Raw genomic sequence first — 18,288 nt, forward strand, 5'->3', positions numbered from 1 at the left:
TTGGCGGCGCGCTTGGCAAAGCCGACGACCAATCAGGCCGCGGGGAAATGGTCGAAGCCGGCGGGCAGCCGGGCCAGCGCTTGCCCGCCGGCATCCAGCACCGCCAGCCCCGGCCGGGCCGAGACGCTGCCCACCCGGGTCACGCGCGCGCCCGCCGCCTGCGCGGCGGCCAGCACGGCGTCGCGGCGGGCGGCGGGCGCGGTAAAGCAAAGCTGGTAGACGTCGCCACCGCCCAGCACGGCGCGGCGCGCCTGGTCGGCGGGCATGCCGACCAGCGCGGCGGCCACGGGCATGCGGTCTTCGCGCAGCACCGCGCCCACCCGGCTGGCCGTAAGGATATGGCCCAGGTCCTGCAGCAAACCGTCGGAAATATCGATGGCGGCGTGCGCGATGCCGCGCAACGCCAGCCCCAGCGCCACCTGCGGTTCGGGCCATTCCAGCGCGCCGCGGGTCGCGGCCAGCCGCGCCGCGTCGGCCGGGTACTGCCCGTCGAGCAGGCGATAGGCCACGTCGGCCGCGCCCAGTTCGCCCGACACCCAGATGTCGTCGTCCGCCCGCGCGCCATCGCGGCGCAACGCGGCGCCGGCCGGCACGGCGCCGAACACGGTCACGCTGATGGCCAGGTCATGGGCGCTGCGGGTGGTGTCGCCGCCGATCAACGGGCAGCCATGGGCCGCCGCCAGCGCATGGAACCCGTCGGCGAAGGCCGCCAGCCACGGCTCGTCCAGGCGCGGCAGCGCCAGCCCCAGCACGCAACCGATGGGCCGCGCGCCCATGGCGGCCAGGTCCGACAGGTTCACCGCCAGGGCCTTGTGCCCCAGCGCCTTCGGATCGACATCGGGAAAGAAATGCCGGCCTTCCAGCAGCAGATCGGTGCTGGTGGCCACCTGTTCGCCGGGTGGCACCGGAAACAACGCGCAGTCATCCCCCACGCCCAGCAGGCCCGCCGGGGCGGAGCGCGTGAAATAGCGCGCGATCAGATCGAATTCGGACGCCACGACAACTCCGCAGTCAGGCGCAAAGGCCGGTAGTGACTCCCCTCTGGAGTCCCGCTCCAAAGGGAAAATCGCACCAAAGCGACGGAAGGCACGCCCCAAAAGGAAGCTCGCCTCCCCCCAAAAAACGGGCCTCCCAAGACCCGGGCCGCGCGGATCCGGCTCCGCCGGTCCGCAGCGGCGCCCCCTGGGGGGAAGCGCGCAGCGCTTCGGGGGGGGATCTACTTTTTCATTTCGTGCGAGCGCACGTCCGCCGCCAGCTTGTCGAGCACACCATTGACGAACTTGAAGCCATCCGTGCCGCCGAACGACTTGGCCAGTTCCACGGCCTCGTTGATGGCGACCTTGTACGGCACTTCGACATGATGGATCAGTTCGAAGCTGCCGATCAGCAGGATGCCGTGCTCGACCGGCGACAGCTCGGCCAGCGGGCGGTCGACGTAGGGCGTGAAACGCTCGCGCAGCGCGGGCGCTTCGCGCAGGACGCCATGCAGCAAGGTCTTGAACCACTGCGCGTCGGCCTCGGAGAATTCCTCGGTGTCGCGCAGATGGGCATCGATCTCGCCGGCGTCCTGCGTGCCTTCGCCGCCGCGCAGCAGCCACGCGTACACGCCCTGCAGCGCGAATTCGCGCGCACGGCGGCGCGCGCTGCGGGCGTTGGCGCGGGCTTGCGCCGCGCTATCAGCGCTGGTCGTCGTCTTCTTCGTCGTCAAAATCTTCGTCCTCGTCTTCGTCGTCTTCGTCTTCTTCCTCGGGCTCCAGGGCCGCCACCAGGTTGGCCATTTCGACGGCCACCTGGGCGCAGTCGCGGCCCTTGCCGGCGGCGCGGGCCTGTGCCTGCTCGTCGGTGTCCACGGTCAGCACGCCGTTGGCGACCGGGATGCCGGTCTCGAGGGAGATGCGGGTGATGGCAGTGGCCATTTCATTGCTGACCACTTCAAAGTGATAGGTCTCGCCGCGGATGACCGCGCCCAGCGCGATGAGGGCGTCGAACTCGAAGGTCTCGGCCATGTGCGACAGGGCCACGCCCAGTTCCAGGGCGCCCGGCACGGTGGCGACCATCACGTCGCGCTCGTCCACGCCGAGTTCAGCCAGTTCCTTCAGGCACGCTTCGAGTTCGGCCTGGCCGATCTCTTCATTGAAACGGGCGCGAACGATGCCGATGTGCAGCCCTTCGCCGTTCAGGTCGGGGGTGAGGATGTAAGGGTTCATGTGTCGGCCTTCAGTGTGTTGCGGGAGAGTTCGGAGGGTCGCAATCGTAACCCGTAATGGTGAGCGAGAAGCCCGCCATGCTGGGCATCTTGCGCGGCCGGGCCAGCAGCTTCATCTGGCCCACGTTCAGATCACGCAGAATCTGGGCGCCGATGCCGTAGGTGCGCAGGCCGAAACGGTCGGCGTTGGCGGGGTTGGCATTGGCCTTGGGGTCGTTCCAGCCGGCGATCTGGGCGAACAGGTGTTCGGTGGAGGACTGGCAGTTCATCAGCACCAGCACGCCGGCCGGCGCCTGCGAAATGGCCTGCAGGGCCTGCGCCACGCCCCAGCTGTGCGGGCTGGCGCCGGTATCCAGCACGTCCAGCACCGAGGCCGGTTCATGCACGCGCACCAGGGTCTCGACCTCTGGCGCCACGGTACCATGCACCAGCGCCAGGTGGGCCGAGCCGGTGGCGGCGTCTTCGTAGGCCACGGCCTCGAAGGTGCCCCAGGCGGTCTGCATGCTGCGCTTGCCGACGCGCTTGACGATGGATTCGTGCTCGCTGCGGTATTGGATCAGGTCGGCGATGGTGCCGATCTTCAGGTTGTGCTCGCGGGCGAACTCGACCAGGTCGGGCAGGCGCGCCATGGTGCCGTCCGGCTTGAGGATTTCGCAGATCACCGCGGCCGGGGTCAGGCCGGCCATGGCGGTCAGGTCACAGCCGGCCTCGGTGTGGCCGGCGCGCACCAGCACGCCGCCGGGCACGGCGCGCACCGGAAAGATATGGCCGGGCTGGACCAGGTCGGACGGTTTGGCGTCGCGCGCCACCGCCACCTGGATGGTGCGGGCGCGGTCGGCGGCCGAAATGCCGGTCTCGACGCCTTCGGCGGCCTCGATCGACTGGGTGAAATTGGTGCCGTATCGCGTGCCGTTGCGAGCCGCCATCAGCGGCAGGTCCAGCTGGCGGCAGCGTTCTTCGGTCAGGGTCAGGCACACCAGGCCGCGGCCGTGGGTGACCATGAAGTTGATGGCCTCGGGCGTGACGAATTCGGCGGCCATGACGAGGTCGCCTTCATTTTCGCGGTCTTCTTCGTCAACCAGGATGACGATGCGGCCGGCGCGCAGCTCGGCGATGATCTCGGCGACCGAGGCAATATCGAAGGATTCCGGCTCGGAGCCGGGCAACGGGGACAACTGGACGGACATGGCGGGCACGCAAACCAGGCGGGAAAGCCCGGATTTTACCGCCCCCGGCGCCATATCCCCTACCGGGTCGCGCCGCCCCCGCCCAAACAGGGCCATCCGGTTAAACTTTCGGCCGGAGAACACCCCATAAAACCAAGGAAAAACGCCATGCAAGCCCTTGCGGCCATGCCTTTGACCGTCGCGGCGGGGATCCGCGTCGTGCTCACCGACATCGACGACACCCTGACCACCGAAGGCCGGCTGCCCGCCGACGCCTACGCCGCCCTGGAACGCCTGGAACAGGCCGGCATCCAGGTGGTGCCGATCACCGGCCGCCCGGCCGGCTGGTGCGACCACATCGCCCGCATGTGGCCGGTGCGCGCGGTGGTCGGCGAGAACGGCGCGTTCTATTACGCGTACGACCGCCAGGCGCGCCGCATGGTCACGCACTATTGGACCGACGCGGCTTCGCGCCAGGCCAGCCGCAAGCAGCTGGACGCGATCCGCGACCGGGTGCTGGCCGAGGTGCCCGGCGCCGCCGTGGCCAGCGACCAGGACTACCGCGTGGCCGACCTGGCCATCGACTTCTGCGAAGACGTGCCGCCCCTGCCCGAGGCCGATATCGGCCGCATCGTGCGCATCTTCGAAGACGCTGGCGCCCAGGCCAAGGTCAGCTCGATCCACGTCAACGGCTGGTTCGGCGACTACGACAAGCTGACCATGACGCGCACCCTGTTCCAGCGCGAATTCGGCATCGACGTGGCCGGCGTGCTCGACAGCACGCTGTTCATCGGCGACTCGCCCAACGACGAGCCCATGTTCGCCTACTTCCCGGTCTCGGTCGGCGTGGCCAACATCCAGTCGCAGTTGCATCGCCTGACGCACCGCCCCGCCTACGTGGCCGCGTTCCATGGCGGCGCCGGCTTCACCGAGATGGCCGACCGCCTGCTGGCCGCCCGCGCCGTCACCGCCTGAGGCACGCACCGTGGCCACCGCCAAACCTTCCGCCCCCGCCGCCAACGACGGCCGCCGCAGCATCCAGTCCATCGAAGTGGGCGTGCCGCTGCTGGCCGCCCTGGTCGACGCCGCCAAGCCGCTGACCCTGCGCGACCTGGCCGCCGGCGCCGGCATGACCTCGGCCAAGGCCCACCCCTACCTGGTCAGCTTCATCCGCGTCGGCCTGGTGCAGCAGGACAGCATCACCGGCCAGTACGAACTGGGGCCGTTCGCGCTGCAGATGGGCCTGGTCAGCCTGCAACGGCTGGATCCGGTGCGCATCGCCATGCCCGAGATCGCCAAGCTGCAATCCGAGATCGGCCACACGCTGGGGATCGCGGTGCTGGGCTCGCACGGCCCCACCATGATCCACATGACCGAGGCCAGCTACCCGGTGCACGTGAACATGCGCAAGGGCACCGTGATGTCCATGCTGCACACCGCCACCGGCCTGGTGTTCGCGGCCTGGCTGCCGCCCAAGGTCAGCGAGCACTACATCGCACGCGAGGAAGGCGATACGGCGGTGATCTCCAGCGTGTCGCCGCCGCGCAAGGTCAGCCGCGCCAACATCGAAGCGCAACTGGCCGACATCCGCGTGCACGGCATGGCCCGCGCCCTGGGCAACCCGCTGCCGGGCGTGGACGCCCTGTCGGTGCCGGTCTTCGACAACACCGGCAACATCGTGCTGGCGCTGACCAGCCTGGGCCCCACCGGCCTGTTCGACGTATCCTGGGACGGCGCCATCGCCCGTCCGCTGCTGGCCTGCGCGCACGAGATCTCGCGCAAGTTGGGCTACCGCGCCTGACCTTCTCCCCTGTCGCCTGACCCGCAAGCCGCGCGACGGATCTCACGATCCGATCGCGTGGCAGCCGCGCCGTTCGCGCAAAAACGAACTCAAAGCGAACAAAACGAACAAAACACGAAAAGAAACACAGGGACTTTCCCGAGTGTGCCTCCCGCGCTTGTATGTTTGAATTCAGTTACCAGTCATATTCAAACCTATAACAGGAGACATACGATGCGCGCCTTGCGTCTACTGCAAGCGGCCTCGCTGGCCGCGCTCGCGTTCGGGGCATCCGCCGCCCACGCCGCCGACACCTGCTCGAACCGGGGCGACCTGGACCAGAACTACTGCGACGCCAACAAGGACCTGGTGGCCGACACGCCCACCGATCCGGCCAAGCTCAAGACGCCGTCGACCCTGGTGTTCACCTACACCCCGGTGGAAGACCCGGCGGTTTATGAAGACATCTTCAAGCCGTTCACCAAGCACCTGTCCGAATGCACCGGCAAGCGCGTGGTGTTCTACCAGGTGCAGAGCAACGCCGCCGAGATCGAGGCCATGCGCTCGGGCCGCCTGCACGTGGGCGGTTTCTCCACCGGCCCCACCGCCTTCGCCGTGAACATCGCCGGCGCGGTGCCGTTCGCCGTCAAGGGCTACGCCGATGGCTTCCAGGGCTACAACCTGATCGTCATCGTCAAGAAGGACAGCCCGTACCAGAAGCTCACCGACCTCAAGGGCAAGAAGCTGGCGCACACCGCGCCGTCGTCGAACTCCGGCCACATGGCGCCCGTGGCGCTGTTTCCCAAGGAAGGCCTGACGCCCGACAAGGACTACAAGGTGGTGTTCTCGGGCAAGCACGACCAGTCCGTCATGGGCGTCAATTCCGGCGACTACGACGCCGCCGCCGTGGCGTCGGACGTGTTCAAGCGCATGGTCGAGCGCGGCCAGGTCAAGGAAGCCGACTTCCGCGTCATCTACAAGAGCGAGAAATTCCCGACCTCGTCGTTCGCCTACGCGCACGACCTGGAGCCGAAGTTCCGCGACCAGATGCTCAAGTGCTTCTACGACTACCGCTTCCCGGCCGAGATGTCCAAGGCCTTCGACGGCGCCGACCGCTTCTACCCGGTGACCTACCAGAAGGACTGGGCCATCGTGCGCCAGGTCGCCGAATCCGGAGGCGAAAGCTTCAACCGCGCCGCCTACGACCGCGAATCCGCCAAGAGCAAGAAGTAACCAGCATGACGACGTCGCTACGCATTTCCGGCCTGGTCAAGGAATACCGGGCCGGCCGGCCGGTATTGAACGGCATCGACCTGCAGATCGCGGGACGCGGCCTGACGGCCATCATCGGCCCGTCAGGCACCGGCAAGAGCACGCTCCTGCGCTGCATCAACCGGCTGATCGAGCCGACCCGCGGCGAGATCGTGCTCGAAGCCGGCGACGGCGCGGTCGACCTGGCCCGGGTGCGCGGCGCGTCGCTGCGGCGCGCGCGCCGGCGCATCGGCATGGTGTTCCAGGAATACAACCTGGTCGAACGCCTGACCGTGATGGAAAACCTGCTGACCGGACGGCTGGGCTACACCGGCGCCTTCAAGGCCTGGACCCGCCGCTTCGAGGCCGACGACATCGAGCACGCCTACCAGCTGCTCGATACCGTCGGCCTGGCGGGCTTCGCCGACCAGCGCGCCGACGCCCTGTCGGGCGGCCAGCGCCAGCGCGTGGGCATCGCCCGCGCGCTGATGCAGCGCCCGCAGTTGCTGCTGGCCGATGAGCCGACCTCGTCGCTCGACCCCAAGACCTCGGTCGAGATCATGGAACTGCTGGCGGCGCAGGGCGACGCCAGCGGCATCCCCGTGATCGTCAACATCCACGACGTCGAACTGGCGCGACGCTACGCCGGCCGCATCGTCGGCATGTCGGGCGGCCACGTGGTCTATGACGGCGACGGCCATGGCCTGGACGCCGCCATGCTCAAGACCATCTACGGAGGCGAGTCTTGGCTGGCGTAATGACTCCTCGTCCGTCCCACCCGCGTCCCTTCGCGCTGTCCGGCCGCGCCAAGGCCGGCGTGCTGCTGCTGGTGCTGTACACAATCTACGCGGCCGCGCAGCTGGACTTCAGCTGGGCCCGCTTCGAAAGCGGCATGGGCCATGCGTCGACCTTCCTGGCGCGCATGTTCCCCCCCAATTTCGAGAAGCCCGCCACGCTGTGGAAGGGCATCGCCGAAAGCCTGGAGATCGCGGTGCTGGCCTCGGTGCTGGGCATCCTGTTCGCGCTGCCCGTGGGCCTCTTGGGCGCGCGCAACCTGATGCCGGCCTGGGTCTCGTGGCCGGCCCGCTCGATCGTCGCGCTGTGCCGCGCGCTGCATCCGGTGATCGTCGCGATCCTGTTCGTCAAGGCCGTGGGCTTTGGCGCGCTGGCCGGCATCCTGGCGCTGACGGTGGCCTCGATCGGCTTCATCGGCAAGCTGTTCACCGAAGCCATCGAGGAAATCTCGCTCAAGCAGGTCGAGGCGGTGCGCGCCACCGGCGCCTCGTTCGCCAACGTGCTGGCCTTCGGCGTGCTGCCGCAGGTGTTCGCGCGCTTCATCGGCTTTGCCACCTACCAGTTCGACTCGAACCTGCGCAACTCCACCATGGTCGGCATCGTCGGCGCCGGCGGCGTGGGCGGCACGCTGTTCTCGGCCTTCCAGCGCTTTGACTACGACTTCGTCAGCGCCATCCTGCTGACGCTCATCGCCATCATCATGCTGGGCGAGATCCTGGCGGGCTTCGTGCGCGCCGTTTTCCTGGACAACCTGGGCTTTGACCGCATCCTGCAGGGCCGCGTCGCCGGCGCGCGCGGCATCGGTTCGAGCGCGTCGAAGGCGGCCTACCAGGCCGCGCGCAAGGCGGAGGCGGACCAATGAACACGCACGCCCCCACCTTGCCCGCCAACCACGCGCCGCGCGTCTGGCACCGCTACAGCCTGGGCCAGCGGCTGCTGCGCTTCGCTCTCTACCTGCTGCTGGTCGCCGCCATCGTGCAGGCCATCCGCGGCGTCGAAGTGATTCCGGAGTTCCTGTACGACGCGCCCGAGCAGATGGCCGACCTGTTCCAGCGCATGTGGCCGGTGGACTGGGCCCACTATCGCGGCGGCGTGCACGACGCGCTGATCGAGACCCTGCACATCGCCACGCTCGGCACCATCCTGTCGGTGATCATGGCGGTGCCGGTGGGCCTGCTGGCGGCCAACAACCTCACGCCCAGCAAGACCATCAACATGCTCGCGCGCCTGATCCTGGTGTCAAGCCGCTCGGTCAATTCGCTGGTGTGGGCGCTGCTGTTCATCGCCATCTTCGGCCCCGGCGCGCTGGCCGGCACGCTGGCCATCGCGTTCCGCTCCATCGGCTTCGTCGGCAAGCTGGTAGGCGAAGCCATCGAAGAAGCGCAGCGCGGCCCGATCGAGGCGGTCACCGCCACCGGCGCCAGCAAGGCATCGGTGATCTGGTACGCCTACTGGCCGCAGATCCGTCCGGCGTTCTGGTCCATCGTGCTGCTGCGCTGGGACATCAACGTGCGCGAATCGGCGGTGCTCGGCCTGGTCGGCGCCGGCGGCATCGGCATGGCGCTGGACACCGCCCTCAACCTGTTCCAGTGGGACCGCGTGGCGCTGGTGCTGGTCGCCATCTTCGTGGTGGTGGTGCTGGCCGAAATCCTCATCACCCAGGCGCGCAAACGCATTCTCTGAAGCATTGCGCGCGCACGCCAAGAACGTTCCTTTGCGCCGCCCGGCAACGGGCGGTTTTTTTTGCCCGCCTCGCGCGGGGCTGCATGCCACCCCGCGCACCCGGACCGCCGAGGCACGCCCCACCCCGGATTTACAATCTGACAGCCCCCCCACGGCGCGTCTCTGCCTGTCCGGGTCATTGAGCGGACGCAATCGAAGCGGAAAATATCCCGCGCCCCACGCGGGAACGATTGTTGATGCACCGCAACCGCGTCTATGCTCCATGCGAGCGTTTGTGAAATAAATATGACCGGTCATCAAACCACCCTCCCCGTTTGATTAAGATCTCGGCTTTTGCCGTTGGACACCCGCCGCCATGTCGGAACAGGAATTGAAACTGCACGTGCCCACGGCTTCGCGCCAGGCCGTGCTGCGAGAGATCAAGCAACGCGAGGCGACCCGCATCCGCCTGCATGCGATGTACTTCGACACGCCCGAGCGCGAACTGGCGCGGGCACGCATCGCCATCCGCCTGCGCCAGGAAGGCCGCGATTGGGTGCAGACCCTGAAGATGCCCGGCGTCAACGCCATCACCCGCATCGAACTGAACCACCCGCGCCCGGGCCCCGTGCTCGACCTGTCGGTCTATGCCGGCACCGAGGTCGAAGCGGCGCTTGCCTCCATCAAGGGCGAACTCGGCCTGCGCTATGAGACCGACGTGCAGCGCATGCTGCGCAAGGTGCGCACGCGCTACGGCACCGTCGAACTGGCCTACGACACCGGCATCCTGCGCGCCGGCGCGCTGGAACTGCCGATCTCCGAACTTGAATTCGAACTGGTCTCGGGCCGCCCCGCCGCCATCTTCGCGGTCGCGCGCGGCTGGCAGCAGCGCCACAGCCTGGTGCTGGACCCGCGCAGCAAGTCCGAGCGCGGCGACGCGCTCGCGCAATTGGCGCAACGCCTGGCCGACGTCGACGCCGTCCCGGGCGACGACCTCGACAGCCGCCGCGCCCAGGCCATCGCCCTGTTCTGGGCGCCGCGCGGCGCCGCATCCGTCAAGCTGCGCGAGGACATGACGGCGGCGCAGGCCATGGGCCGCATCGCCGCCGAATGCCTCGACCAGATCGCCCGCAACGCGGCCGTGCTGGCCGAAGTCGACACCGAAGGCGTGTACCGCGCCGGCAACTCCGAACACGTGCACCAACTGCGCGTCGGCATCCGCCGCCTGCGCTCGGCCTGGAAGCTGTTCGACGGCTGGATCGGGCCAGTCCCCGACGCCATCATGCAGGGCGTGCGCACCCACTTCGCCGCCTTCGGCGCCAACCGCGACCAGGACGTGCTGAACGAAACCGTGGCGCCCGCGCTGATGCGCGCCGGCATGCCGGTCATCCCGATGGAAGCCGCGCCGCCCGAACAGGACGCTCGCGCCATCGCCGGCGGCAAGGCCTTCCAGGCCTGGCTGCTGGAACTGCTGGAATGGAGCCTGGACGTGCCGCCCGCGCTGCCCGCCAGCGACGGCCAGCCCATCGCCAACGGCGTGCCCAGCGACGCGGCGCCCGAGCCGGCCATCCGCCTGGAAGGCGGCATCGCCGGCCCCAGCGTCAAGCCCACCATCATTCCCATGCTCGCGCCCGAACCCGATCCGCAGCAGCTGCACAAGCAACTGGCGCGGCGCCTGCATCGCTGGCACAGCAAGGTGGCCGACCAGGGCACCCAGTTCGCCACGCTCGACATCCCCACGCGCCACGAACTGCGCAAGCGCGGCAAGCGCCTGCGCTATAGCCTGGCCTTCGCCGAATCGCTGCTGCCCCCGAGCAAGCTGCGCGGCTACCGCAAGCTGCTGTCGCGGGTCCAGGACATCCTGGGCGAGATCAACGACCTGGCCGTCGCCAAGGACTACTACGAGTCGTGTACGGCCACGCATCCGCAGGCCTGGTTCGCGCTGGGCTGGATCAGCGCGCGCCTGGAGGAACTGGCGGTGGACGCGCAACGCGCCTTCGACGACCTGGCAAGCAGCAAGCCGTTCTGGAAATAAGGCGGCGCAGTCCCTCGCGGACCGCATTTGCGCCCGCCACAAACACCGCGCCCCACGCCTGCGATGCAGCAGACGTGGGGCGCGGTGTTTTCAGCGCCGGGCGCGAGGCCCGTGCGGGTATCAGCGGGAGGAATCAGTCGGCCAGCAAGGCTCCGGCGAATTCGTCGGCCACGAACGGCTGCAGGTCTTCCAGGCTTTCGCCCACGCCGATCCAGTACACCGGGATCGGCCGCACGCCCTGGCTGCCCGCCGCCACCGCCGCCAGCGTGCCGCCCTTGGCGGTGCCGTCCAGCTTGGTCACGACCAGGCCCGTCAGGTTGATGGCCGCGTCGAACGCGCGGATCTGCGCCAGCGCGTTCTGGCCGGTGTTGCCGTCCACCACCAGCAGCACCTCGTGCGGCGCGGCCGGGTCGGCCTTGCCGATGACGCGGCGGATCTTCTTCAGTTCTTCCATCAGGTGCAGCTGGGTCGGCAGGCGGCCGGCCGTGTCCACCATCACCACGCCCATGCCGCGCGCGCGGCCGGCGTTGACCGAGTCGAACGCCACCGCCGCCGGGTCGCCGCCATCCTGCGAGATCACGGTGACGTTGTTGCGGCTGCCCCATTCGATCAACTGCTCGCGCGCGGCGGCGCGGAAGGTGTCGCCCGCGGCCAGCAGCACGCTGGCGCCCTGGCGCTGGAAGGTGTGCGCCAGTTTGCCGATGGACGTGGTCTTGCCGGCGCCATTGACGCCCGCGATCATCACCACCAGCGGCTGCGCGCGCTTCAGGTCGAAGGCGCGCTCCAGCGGACGCAGGTGGTCGGCCAGCAGCTGGCGCAGCGCGGCCTTGACCTTGGCTGGGTCCTCGATGCGTTCTTTCTTGACCCGCGCGCGCAGCGCGGCCAGCAGCTTCTCGGTGGCTTCCAGGCCGGCATCGGCCATAATGAGCGCCGATTCGAGTTCCTCGAACAGGTTCTCGTCGACCTTGACGCCGACGAAAATGCCGCCAATGCTCTGGCCGGTGCGCGACAGGCCCTGCTTGAGCCGCGACAGCCAGGACGCCTTCTTGGGCGCGGCTTCCGGTTCGGGCGCGGCGGGCGCCGGCACAATGGCGGCGGGAGCCGGGGCGACGACCGGCGCCGACGGCGTTGCGGCGGGCTGCGAAACCGCCGGCGCGGGAGCCACTGGCTGCTGCGGCACGGGCGCCGCGGCGACCTGCGCGGAAGCGACAGGCGGCGCGCCAACGACGGGCGCAGCGGCGCTGGGCGTCGCGGGGGCAGCAGGCGCGGACACGGGCGCAGCCAAGGGTGCCGCGGCCTGCGGCTGCGGCACCACGGCCGGCGACGGTTGCGGCACACTGGCCGACGCCGGCGCGGGCACCTCGGCGGACGGCACCGGCAGGGTCACCTCGGGCGTCGCGACGGGCGCGAATTCGCGCGCCGGAACGGCGGGTTCGACGGGCTGGGCGGGGACCTCGGCCTCGGCTTGCGGCGCGATCCCGGCGTCCACCTGCTCCGGCGGCGGCGCGGGCTGGGCCGGCGCGGCGGGCGGAGGGGATTTTTTCTTGAAGAAGCGGCTAAACATGGGTAACAAGTATATTCGTATCGTCGGGGGCCAATACCGGCGCACCCCTATCGTCGTGCCCGACGTGGAGACGCTCCGCCCGACGCCCGACCGGGTGCGGGAAACGCTGTTCAACTGGCTCAACCACCTGTGGGGCGGCGAATTCGCCGACAAGCAGGTGCTGGATCTGTTCGCCGGCAGCGGCGCCCTGGGCTTCGAGGCGGCCTCGCGCGGCGTGGCGCACGTGCAGATGGTGGAACGCGACAAGACTGCCGCGTCCGCGCTGCGGACACTGCGCGACAAGCTCAAAGCCGACATGATACGCATCCATGTGGGCGATGCGATGCAGGTCGCCGAAAGAATGGATGCGTCCCGATTTGACCTCATCCTCCTGGATCCGCCCTTCGGACAGGGCTGGCTGCCGCGCCTGTGGCCGATCCTGCCCGGCATCCTGGCCGAGGGCGGACTGGTCTACGTCGAGGCCGAAAGCCCCATCGAGCCCCCCGAAGGATTCGAGATCCTGCGCCAGGACAAGGCCGGGGCGGTCCACTACCATCTGCTGGAATTTGCTGCATTGCGCAAATAGATCAATAATCCGAGCTTCGGAGGATGGTGTACACCACTAATAACGGTACGGAGCTCGCATGATCATCGCTGTTTACCCCGGCACTTTCGACCCGCTGACCAGAGGCCACGAAGACCTGGTCCGCCGCGCCGCCACGCTTTTCGACAAAGTCGTGGTCGGCATCGCGCACAGCCGCAACAAGAAGCCCTTCTTCAGCATCGACGAGCGCGTGGACATCGCGCGCGAAGTGCTGGGGCACTATCCCAACGTGGAAGTGCAGAGCTTCGGCGGCCTGCTCAAGGACTTCGTGCGCGACCAGGGCGGGCGCGTGATCGTGCGCGGCCTGCGCGCCGTGTCCGACTTCGAATACGAATTCCAGATGGCCGGCATGAACCGCCACCTGCTGCCCGACGTCGAGACCCTGTTCATGACGCCGTCGGATCAATACCAGTTCATCTCCGGCACCATCGTGCGCGAAATCGCCCAACTGGGCGGCGACGTCAGCAAGTTCGTGTTCCCGTCGGTGGAACGCTGGCTGCAGGAAAAGGCCAAGGAACGCCGCGAGCAATCCTGGCCGGGCTGAGCGTCCCGCTCTCCGCCTCACCGAACCCTCCCGGAGGGCGCCTTGCGCGCCCTCCCTGCATTTTGGCTGTCCGCATCCGGCGGGCCATGGGCAGGTCGGCGCCAGGGGCTTGCCCGGGCCGGCGCGGGCCCGGCAGTACAATTGCAGTATCCCTGCCGGATTCCGTAGCCCCTCCATCATGGCCCTGACCATCACCGAAGAATGCATCAATTGCGACGTTTGCGAGCCCCAGTGCCCGAACGACGCGATTTCCATGGGCGAGGACTACTACGTCATCGACCCTGACCGCTGCACCGAATGCGTCGGCCATCACGACGAGCCGCAATGCAAGGTGGTCTGTCCGGTCGAATGCATCGAACTGCATCCGCAATGGAAGGAAGGCCAGGAACAACTGATGGCCAAGTACCGCCGCCTGACCGGTGCCGCATGAGCGACACCGTCCAGCCCGGCTTCGACACCCCCTCCACCCGCCCCAACGCCCGCCGCGACCTGTCCGCCTCGGCGATCGCGGCCGGCCTGGTCGCCGTGCTGGTCAGCTTCGGCGGCACCGCCGTGCTGATGGTGCAGGCCGGCCATGCCGCCGGCCTGGACGCCGCCCGCATCGGTTCGTGGATCGGCTCGCTCAGCCTGGTGCTGGGCCTGGGCGGCGCGGCCTACAGCCTGCGCACCGGCCTGCCCATCGTCATGGCCTGGTCCACCCCCGGCGCCGCGCTGCTGGTCACCGCGCTGGCCGGCGTGCCTTTTCCCGAAGCCATCGGCGCCTTCGTATTGGCCGCCGCGCTGACGCTGGCCTGCGGCCTGTTCGGCTGGATCGATCCCATCCTGCGCCGCATTCCCGGCGAGGTGGCCGCCGCCATGCTGGCCGGCGTGCTGCTCAACTTCGGCATGGGCATCTTCACCAACGTCGGCAAGCAGCCGGCGCTGGTGCTGGCCATGTGCGCCGCCTACCTGGTGTGCCGGCGCTGGGCGCCGCGCTACGCGGTGCTGGTGGTGATGGCGGTGGCGGTGGCCATGGCCGCCGGCCTGGGCCTGATCCAGGTCGACCAGCTCGACTGGCACCTGACCGAATTCGTCTGGACCACGCCCGTCTTCAGCATGCAGGCCGCGGTCAGCCTGGGCGTGCCGCTGTTCGTGGTGGCGATGGCCTCGCAGAACCTGCCCGGCCTGGCCATCCTGCAAGCCGCCGGCTACCGCCCGCCGGCCTCGCGGCTGGTGGCCGCCACCGGTTTGCTCGGCCTGCTGGCGGCTCCGTTCGGCGCCCACAGCGTCACGCTGGGCGCGATCAGCGCGGCCATCTGCACGGGTCCCGAAGCGCATGCCGAGCCGTCCAAGCGCTACATCGCGGCGGCCACCTACGGCGTGAGCTATTTCGCGCTGAGCATCGTGGCCGGCGCGGTCGCGGTGTTCTTCCAGGCGCTACCCGCCGCGCTGCTGGCAGCCTTGGCCGGGCTGGCGCTGCTGGGCACCATCATGGGCGGCATGGCCGCCGCCATGGCCAATCCGCAGCGGCGCGAAGCCGCGCTCATCACGCTGCTGGCAACGGCGTCGGGCTTCAGTTTCTGGGGCATCGGTTCGGCCTTCTGGGGCCTGGTTGCAGGCCTGCTGGCCCACACCGTGTTCGAATACCGGCGCAAGCCGGCGGCCTGATGCGGCGTTCGTCCCGCGTTGACCGCGGGCGCGTCGCGCGGCCGTACGCGGCCCGCCGCCAGGCTCAGTCCGGCCAGGCGGACACAGGCGTGTCCGGATGCACCTTCATGATGCGGCACGGCACCTGCACGAAATTCGAGATCCACGCCGCGGCCAGTTCGCCTTCGTCGATTACGTCGATGATCTGCTCGCCGACCTTCATGCTGTAGCGCACGCTGTCGTCGTCCTCGATCACGTCCAGCGGAATATCCATGCGCAGCATGCCCGGCGCGCGCAGCACCAGATAGCCCAGGCGCAGTTCCACCGTCACGTCGGCCAGCCGCGGGCACAGCTCGCGGTTGAGCCACTGGCCTGAATCATTGGCGACCAGCCACTGGCGGTGATAAGGCGCGGCCTCGGCCTGCGACGTCTCGCCGCATTGGGCAATGGGTTGGAAAGTGGCGCCGCTCATTTGCCCAGCAGGCCCTTGAGCGCCTTGTCCACCGCCGCGCCGCCCTTGCCCTTGCCGGTCACGGCTTCGCGCAGCTTGTTTTCCAGGCTGCGCTTGAGGATACCGGCAACCGCGTCCTTCCACAGCAGCGTGTAGGCAGGCTTGTCGAACGGGCCCTTGACATGCACCGGGATGGTCACGTCCTTCAGGTCGATCAGTTCCTTGCCTTCCGGGTCGGCCGCCGGATTGACGACACGGGCGCGCGCCACCAGGTCCAGCTCGTTCTTGACGAAATCGATAGTGGCCGGCTCGCCCTGCGTCACGCGCAGCAGCGGCGACACCACGTTCAGCCGCTTCACGTTGGCCACACCCTTGGCAAATGCGAGATCGGCGTCCATTTCGGAGAAAGCGGTCTGCTTGCTGGTATCGGCCGCCACGGTCGCATCCTGCGATTCCGGCTTGAGCGCGGCCCTCAACTCGCGCAGGGTCTGCGTCAGGTTGATGCCCTTGACCGCGCCATCGCGCAGGCGCAGCTGCAGCGTGCCGCCCAGGCCGCTCTTCATTGCGTAGGCGTTGGCGCCGGCGGTCTTCAGGTCCAGCGCCAGGCTGCCCGTGCCGCTCAGCACGTTCTGCTGCGCCAGGTCCATCAACAGCGGCTCGATGGCGATGCCAGCCAGCGACATCTTGGTGGCCAGCTGATTGCCTTGCGCCGCATCCACCGACAACGCGCCCGCGAGCTTGCCGCCATACAGGCCGGCGGTCAGGCTGGAAATGTCGAGCTTGCCGCGATCCAGCTTGACGGCGGCGGCGACGTCGTCGGCCTTCAGGCCGCGCACCACCAGCTTGCCGACCTTGAGCGTGCCATTCACGCTCGGGCCGACCAGCGCCGACAGGTTGATCGAATCGTCCGCGGGCGCGGCCGGCGCCGGCTGGGCCGGCTTGGTCTCGTCCTTCTTGCCTTCGGCCGGCGGCTTGGCGGGCGCGGTGGCAGTGACCGGCGGCACCAGCTTGTCCAGGTCCAGCGTATCCACGGCCAGCGCGAAATTGACCTGCGGCGCATCGCTCAGCTTGGCGATGTCGGCGGTCAGGTCGAACTTGCCGCCTTCCAGCACGGCGTTGATCTTGCTGTTGGCAGTGTCCTTGAGCAGATCGACATTGAGGCTGCCGATCACCGGGATCTGCAGGCTGCCCTTGGGCAGGCCCGGATCGGTGATATTGACGTCGCCCCGCAAGCCGGACAGGCCGCCCTTGCGTTGCAGCAGGTTCAGCGACAGCGGCGAAGCGAAATTCAGCTTGACGACGCGCTCGCCTTTCTTGGAGGTGCTGTCGAGCTTGGCCTCCTTGATATCCAGCTCGGTGGCGTTGCCGCTGATGCCGTTCAGGCCAAAACTGGCGTCCAGGCCGCTGATGCGCACGCGGCCGGTCAAGGCCTCGCCCGTCGCCTGCGTCGGCGAGATGTTGAGCGCCGGGGCATCGACCGCGAATTCAAACGGGCCGTCGGCCACGCCGCCCTTGGCACGCACCGCCAGCTTCTCGATCTGCAACTGGCTCTTGTGGGGATCGATCGACAGCTTGGGCATGGCCACGCTGGCTTCGACATTCGTGGCGGGCGCGGCCGGATCGGTGACATCGCCCTGGAACACGACTTCCAGGCCGGCCACGTCCAGCGCTGACTTCTGGCCGTTGAACGCCAGGTTGCCGCGCACCGCCAGGCTCTTGGCCTGCGCGCCCGGCAACTTGCCGTCCATGCGCAGGTCCAGCTTCTGGGCCGCATAGCGCTTGGCCGAAGGATCGAGCGTCAGCAACGCCTGGCCATTCAGATTGGCGTCCATGCGGGGGTTGCCGCCTTCGACGCGGGCCGTCAGCCGCACGTCGAACGGCTGGTTGAAGGTGACCCGGCCCGTATTGGCGTTGATCTTGGTCACCGCCACCGCCATGCCCGACATCTGGTCCTGCAGCTGGACTTCGCCGTCCTTCAGGTCCAGGCCGGCGATGTCGATCTGCATGTTGTTGCGCGATGGCGGCAAGGTGCCGCTGGTCAGGGCCTGCGCGGCGGTCTGCGCCGCGCCCGCGAGCGCTTCGGCGGGATTGGACGGCGTGGCCACCACCGGCGCGGTGCCGCCCACCAGGTTGCTGAAATTGAACTGGCCGTCCTTGTCGCGCACGACCCGCGCCTTGAAGCCGCTGATGGCGACGTGATCCACCACGAAGCTGTTCGACAGCAGCGGCCACACCGCCACCGCCAGGCGCGTGCTCTCGATGGAAGCGAACGTTTCGGTGCTATTGGCTTCGGACAGCGACACGCCCTGCACCGACAGGCCGATGCGCGGGAACAGCGACAACTCGATCTCGCCGTCGATCGTGAGCGTGCGGTGATAGCGTTCCTGGACCAGCTCTTCGAGCTTGTACTTGTACGCGTTGGGGTCGAACGTCAGCAAAAAGATGGCCAGGCCAACGACGGCCACGACAACCAACACCACCAGGCCTATCAGAATGCGCTTGAACCACGTTTTCATTGCCGCCCCGTCGGTACCTCGACTGGTAATCCTTGAATGCCATCCGCCGCGCCGGGCGCGGGAATGGTGCTTTGCCGCCGCGCCGCGCGCGTGGCTTCCTGATATGTCC

18 protein-coding genes are annotated in these 18,288 nt (G+C 68.4%); 11 read left to right on the plus strand and 7 right to left on the minus strand.

Translation table 11 applies throughout. From position 1 onward, the window contains the following. Positions 1-32: 32 nt before the first annotated feature. The 4 genes from thiL to ribBA all read right to left on the minus strand — a co-directional run bounded on the left by thiL (position 33) and on the right by ribBA (position 3,393). The gene (thiL, locus tag AC6CR5_RS16415) at positions 33-998 is read right to left on the minus strand and encodes a thiamine-phosphate kinase (RefSeq protein ID WP_241122412.1); all 966 of its coding nucleotides are present in this window, start codon (positions 996-998) and stop codon (positions 33-35) included. 218 nt (positions 999-1,216) lie between these two features. Beyond that, positions 1,217-1,708 (minus strand): transcription antitermination factor NusB, encoded by a 492-nt coding sequence (nusB, locus tag AC6CR5_RS16420; protein ID WP_006385956.1) that lies wholly within the window; start codon positions 1,706-1,708, stop codon positions 1,217-1,219. Then, a complete protein-coding gene (gene ribH, locus AC6CR5_RS16425; RefSeq protein ID WP_006391339.1) occupies positions 1,677-2,207 on the minus strand; it encodes a 6,7-dimethyl-8-ribityllumazine synthase in 531 nt (176 codons plus the stop codon). Before ribH ends, nusB begins: the two co-directional genes overlap by 32 nt. Before the next feature lie 10 nt (positions 2,208-2,217). Next, positions 2,218-3,393: a bifunctional 3,4-dihydroxy-2-butanone-4-phosphate synthase/GTP cyclohydrolase II gene (gene ribBA / locus AC6CR5_RS16430; RefSeq protein WP_006385954.1), complete on the minus strand. Its 1,176-nt coding sequence runs from the start codon at positions 3,391-3,393 to the stop codon at positions 2,218-2,220. 147 nt (positions 3,394-3,540) lie between these two features. On the opposite strand from ribBA, the gene AC6CR5_RS16435 reads away from it, so the two are divergent. The 7 genes from AC6CR5_RS16435 (at position 3,541) to AC6CR5_RS16465 (ending at position 10,895) form a co-directional block, all read left to right on the plus strand. Beyond that, complete coding sequence (locus tag AC6CR5_RS16435) at positions 3,541-4,347, plus strand: HAD-IIB family hydrolase (RefSeq protein WP_006385953.1); 807 nt, start codon at positions 3,541-3,543, stop codon at positions 4,345-4,347. 10 nt (positions 4,348-4,357) lie between these two features. Continuing rightward, a complete protein-coding gene (locus AC6CR5_RS16440; RefSeq protein ID WP_006385952.1) occupies positions 4,358-5,173 on the plus strand; it encodes an IclR family transcriptional regulator in 816 nt (271 codons plus the stop codon). A 213-nt stretch (positions 5,174-5,386) separates the two neighbouring features. Next, complete coding sequence (phnD, locus tag AC6CR5_RS16445; RefSeq protein WP_006385951.1) at positions 5,387-6,385, plus strand: phosphate/phosphite/phosphonate ABC transporter substrate-binding protein; 999 nt, start codon at positions 5,387-5,389, stop codon at positions 6,383-6,385. 5 nt (positions 6,386-6,390) lie between these two features. Further along, positions 6,391-7,161, plus strand: coding sequence for a phosphonate ABC transporter ATP-binding protein (gene phnC / locus AC6CR5_RS16450; protein WP_024070379.1), 771 nt, complete (start codon positions 6,391-6,393; stop codon positions 7,159-7,161). Beyond that, positions 7,161-8,060, plus strand: coding sequence for a phosphonate ABC transporter, permease protein PhnE (gene phnE, locus AC6CR5_RS16455; protein ID WP_070543170.1), 900 nt, complete (start codon positions 7,161-7,163; stop codon positions 8,058-8,060). The genes phnC and phnE (AC6CR5_RS16455) overlap by 1 nt, the downstream gene beginning before the upstream one ends. After that, a complete protein-coding gene (gene phnE / locus AC6CR5_RS16460; protein WP_006385948.1) occupies positions 8,057-8,881 on the plus strand; it encodes a phosphonate ABC transporter, permease protein PhnE in 825 nt (274 codons plus the stop codon). The genes phnE (AC6CR5_RS16455) and phnE (AC6CR5_RS16460) overlap by 4 nt, the downstream gene beginning before the upstream one ends. Before the next feature lie 355 nt (positions 8,882-9,236). Next, positions 9,237-10,895: a CYTH and CHAD domain-containing protein gene (locus AC6CR5_RS16465; protein ID WP_172999970.1), complete on the plus strand. Its 1,659-nt coding sequence runs from the start codon at positions 9,237-9,239 to the stop codon at positions 10,893-10,895. 133 nt (positions 10,896-11,028) lie between these two features. Here AC6CR5_RS16465 and ftsY read toward each other — a convergent pair whose 3' ends face one another. Next, entirely contained in the window at positions 11,029-12,075 is a 1,047-nt protein-coding gene (gene ftsY / locus AC6CR5_RS16470; protein WP_372493644.1) for a signal recognition particle-docking protein FtsY, read from the minus strand. Between the two features lie 382 nt (positions 12,076-12,457). On the opposite strand from ftsY, the gene rsmD reads away from it, so the two are divergent. From rsmD to AC6CR5_RS16490, 4 genes are all read left to right on the plus strand, one after another. Then, on the plus strand, positions 12,458-13,024 hold the full coding sequence (rsmD, locus tag AC6CR5_RS16475; protein ID WP_006385943.1) for a 16S rRNA (guanine(966)-N(2))-methyltransferase RsmD: 567 nt from the start codon (positions 12,458-12,460) through the stop codon (positions 13,022-13,024). A 58-nt stretch (positions 13,025-13,082) separates the two neighbouring features. Further along, positions 13,083-13,586 (plus strand): pantetheine-phosphate adenylyltransferase, encoded by a 504-nt coding sequence (gene coaD / locus AC6CR5_RS16480; RefSeq protein WP_006385942.1) that lies wholly within the window; start codon positions 13,083-13,085, stop codon positions 13,584-13,586. Positions 13,587-13,764: 178 nt separating this feature from the next. Further along, complete coding sequence (locus AC6CR5_RS16485; RefSeq protein ID WP_006385941.1) at positions 13,765-14,016, plus strand: YfhL family 4Fe-4S dicluster ferredoxin; 252 nt, start codon at positions 13,765-13,767, stop codon at positions 14,014-14,016. Continuing rightward, positions 14,013-15,233: a benzoate/H(+) symporter BenE family transporter gene (locus AC6CR5_RS16490; protein WP_047991861.1), complete on the plus strand. Its 1,221-nt coding sequence runs from the start codon at positions 14,013-14,015 to the stop codon at positions 15,231-15,233. Before AC6CR5_RS16485 ends, AC6CR5_RS16490 begins: the two co-directional genes overlap by 4 nt. Before the next feature lie 64 nt (positions 15,234-15,297). Here the strand turns inward: AC6CR5_RS16490 and AC6CR5_RS16495 are convergent, their stop codons facing one another. Together AC6CR5_RS16495 and AC6CR5_RS16500 are read right to left on the minus strand one after the other, a co-directional pair. Then, positions 15,298-15,684, minus strand: coding sequence for an MOSC N-terminal beta barrel domain-containing protein (locus AC6CR5_RS16495; protein ID WP_006385939.1), 387 nt, complete (start codon positions 15,682-15,684; stop codon positions 15,298-15,300). Beyond that, positions 15,681-18,179, minus strand: a complete 2,499-nt coding sequence (locus tag AC6CR5_RS16500; protein ID WP_047991862.1) for an AsmA family protein — start codon at positions 18,177-18,179, stop codon at positions 15,681-15,683. The genes AC6CR5_RS16495 and AC6CR5_RS16500 overlap by 4 nt, the downstream gene beginning before the upstream one ends. Positions 18,180-18,288: the final 109 nt, after the last annotated feature.

The sequence above is a fragment of the Achromobacter sp. EG18 genome (assembly GCF_059759395.1).

Excerpts from the sequence above, each read along its gene's own strand:
- AC6CR5_RS16435 (WP_006385953.1), top strand. The coding sequence starts at position 3,541 with ATGCAAGCCCTTGCGGCCATGCCTTTGACCGTCGCGGCGGGGATCCGC.
- AC6CR5_RS16465 (WP_172999970.1), top strand. The coding sequence starts at position 9,237 with ATGTCGGAACAGGAATTGAAACTGCACGTGCCCACGGCTTCGCGCCAG.
- AC6CR5_RS16485 (WP_006385941.1), top strand. The coding sequence starts at position 13,765 with ATGGCCCTGACCATCACCGAAGAATGCATCAATTGCGACGTTTGCGAG.
- phnE (WP_006385948.1), top strand. The coding sequence starts at position 8,057 with ATGAACACGCACGCCCCCACCTTGCCCGCCAACCACGCGCCGCGCGTC.
- phnC (WP_024070379.1), top strand. The coding sequence starts at position 6,391 with ATGACGACGTCGCTACGCATTTCCGGCCTGGTCAAGGAATACCGGGCC.
- phnD (WP_006385951.1), top strand. The coding sequence starts at position 5,387 with ATGCGCGCCTTGCGTCTACTGCAAGCGGCCTCGCTGGCCGCGCTCGCG.
- ribH (WP_006391339.1), bottom strand. The coding sequence starts at position 2,207 with ATGAACCCTTACATCCTCACCCCCGACCTGAACGGCGAAGGGCTGCAC.
- ribBA (WP_006385954.1), bottom strand. The coding sequence starts at position 3,393 with ATGTCCGTCCAGTTGTCCCCGTTGCCCGGCTCCGAGCCGGAATCCTTC.
- phnE (WP_070543170.1), top strand. The coding sequence starts at position 7,161 with ATGACTCCTCGTCCGTCCCACCCGCGTCCCTTCGCGCTGTCCGGCCGC.
- rsmD (WP_006385943.1), top strand. The coding sequence starts at position 12,458 with ATGGGTAACAAGTATATTCGTATCGTCGGGGGCCAATACCGGCGCACC.
- coaD (WP_006385942.1), top strand. The coding sequence starts at position 13,083 with ATGATCATCGCTGTTTACCCCGGCACTTTCGACCCGCTGACCAGAGGC.
- AC6CR5_RS16490 (WP_047991861.1), top strand. The coding sequence starts at position 14,013 with ATGAGCGACACCGTCCAGCCCGGCTTCGACACCCCCTCCACCCGCCCC.
- AC6CR5_RS16500 (WP_047991862.1), bottom strand. The coding sequence starts at position 18,179 with ATGAAAACGTGGTTCAAGCGCATTCTGATAGGCCTGGTGGTGTTGGTT.
- AC6CR5_RS16495 (WP_006385939.1), bottom strand. The coding sequence starts at position 15,684 with ATGAGCGGCGCCACTTTCCAACCCATTGCCCAATGCGGCGAGACGTCG.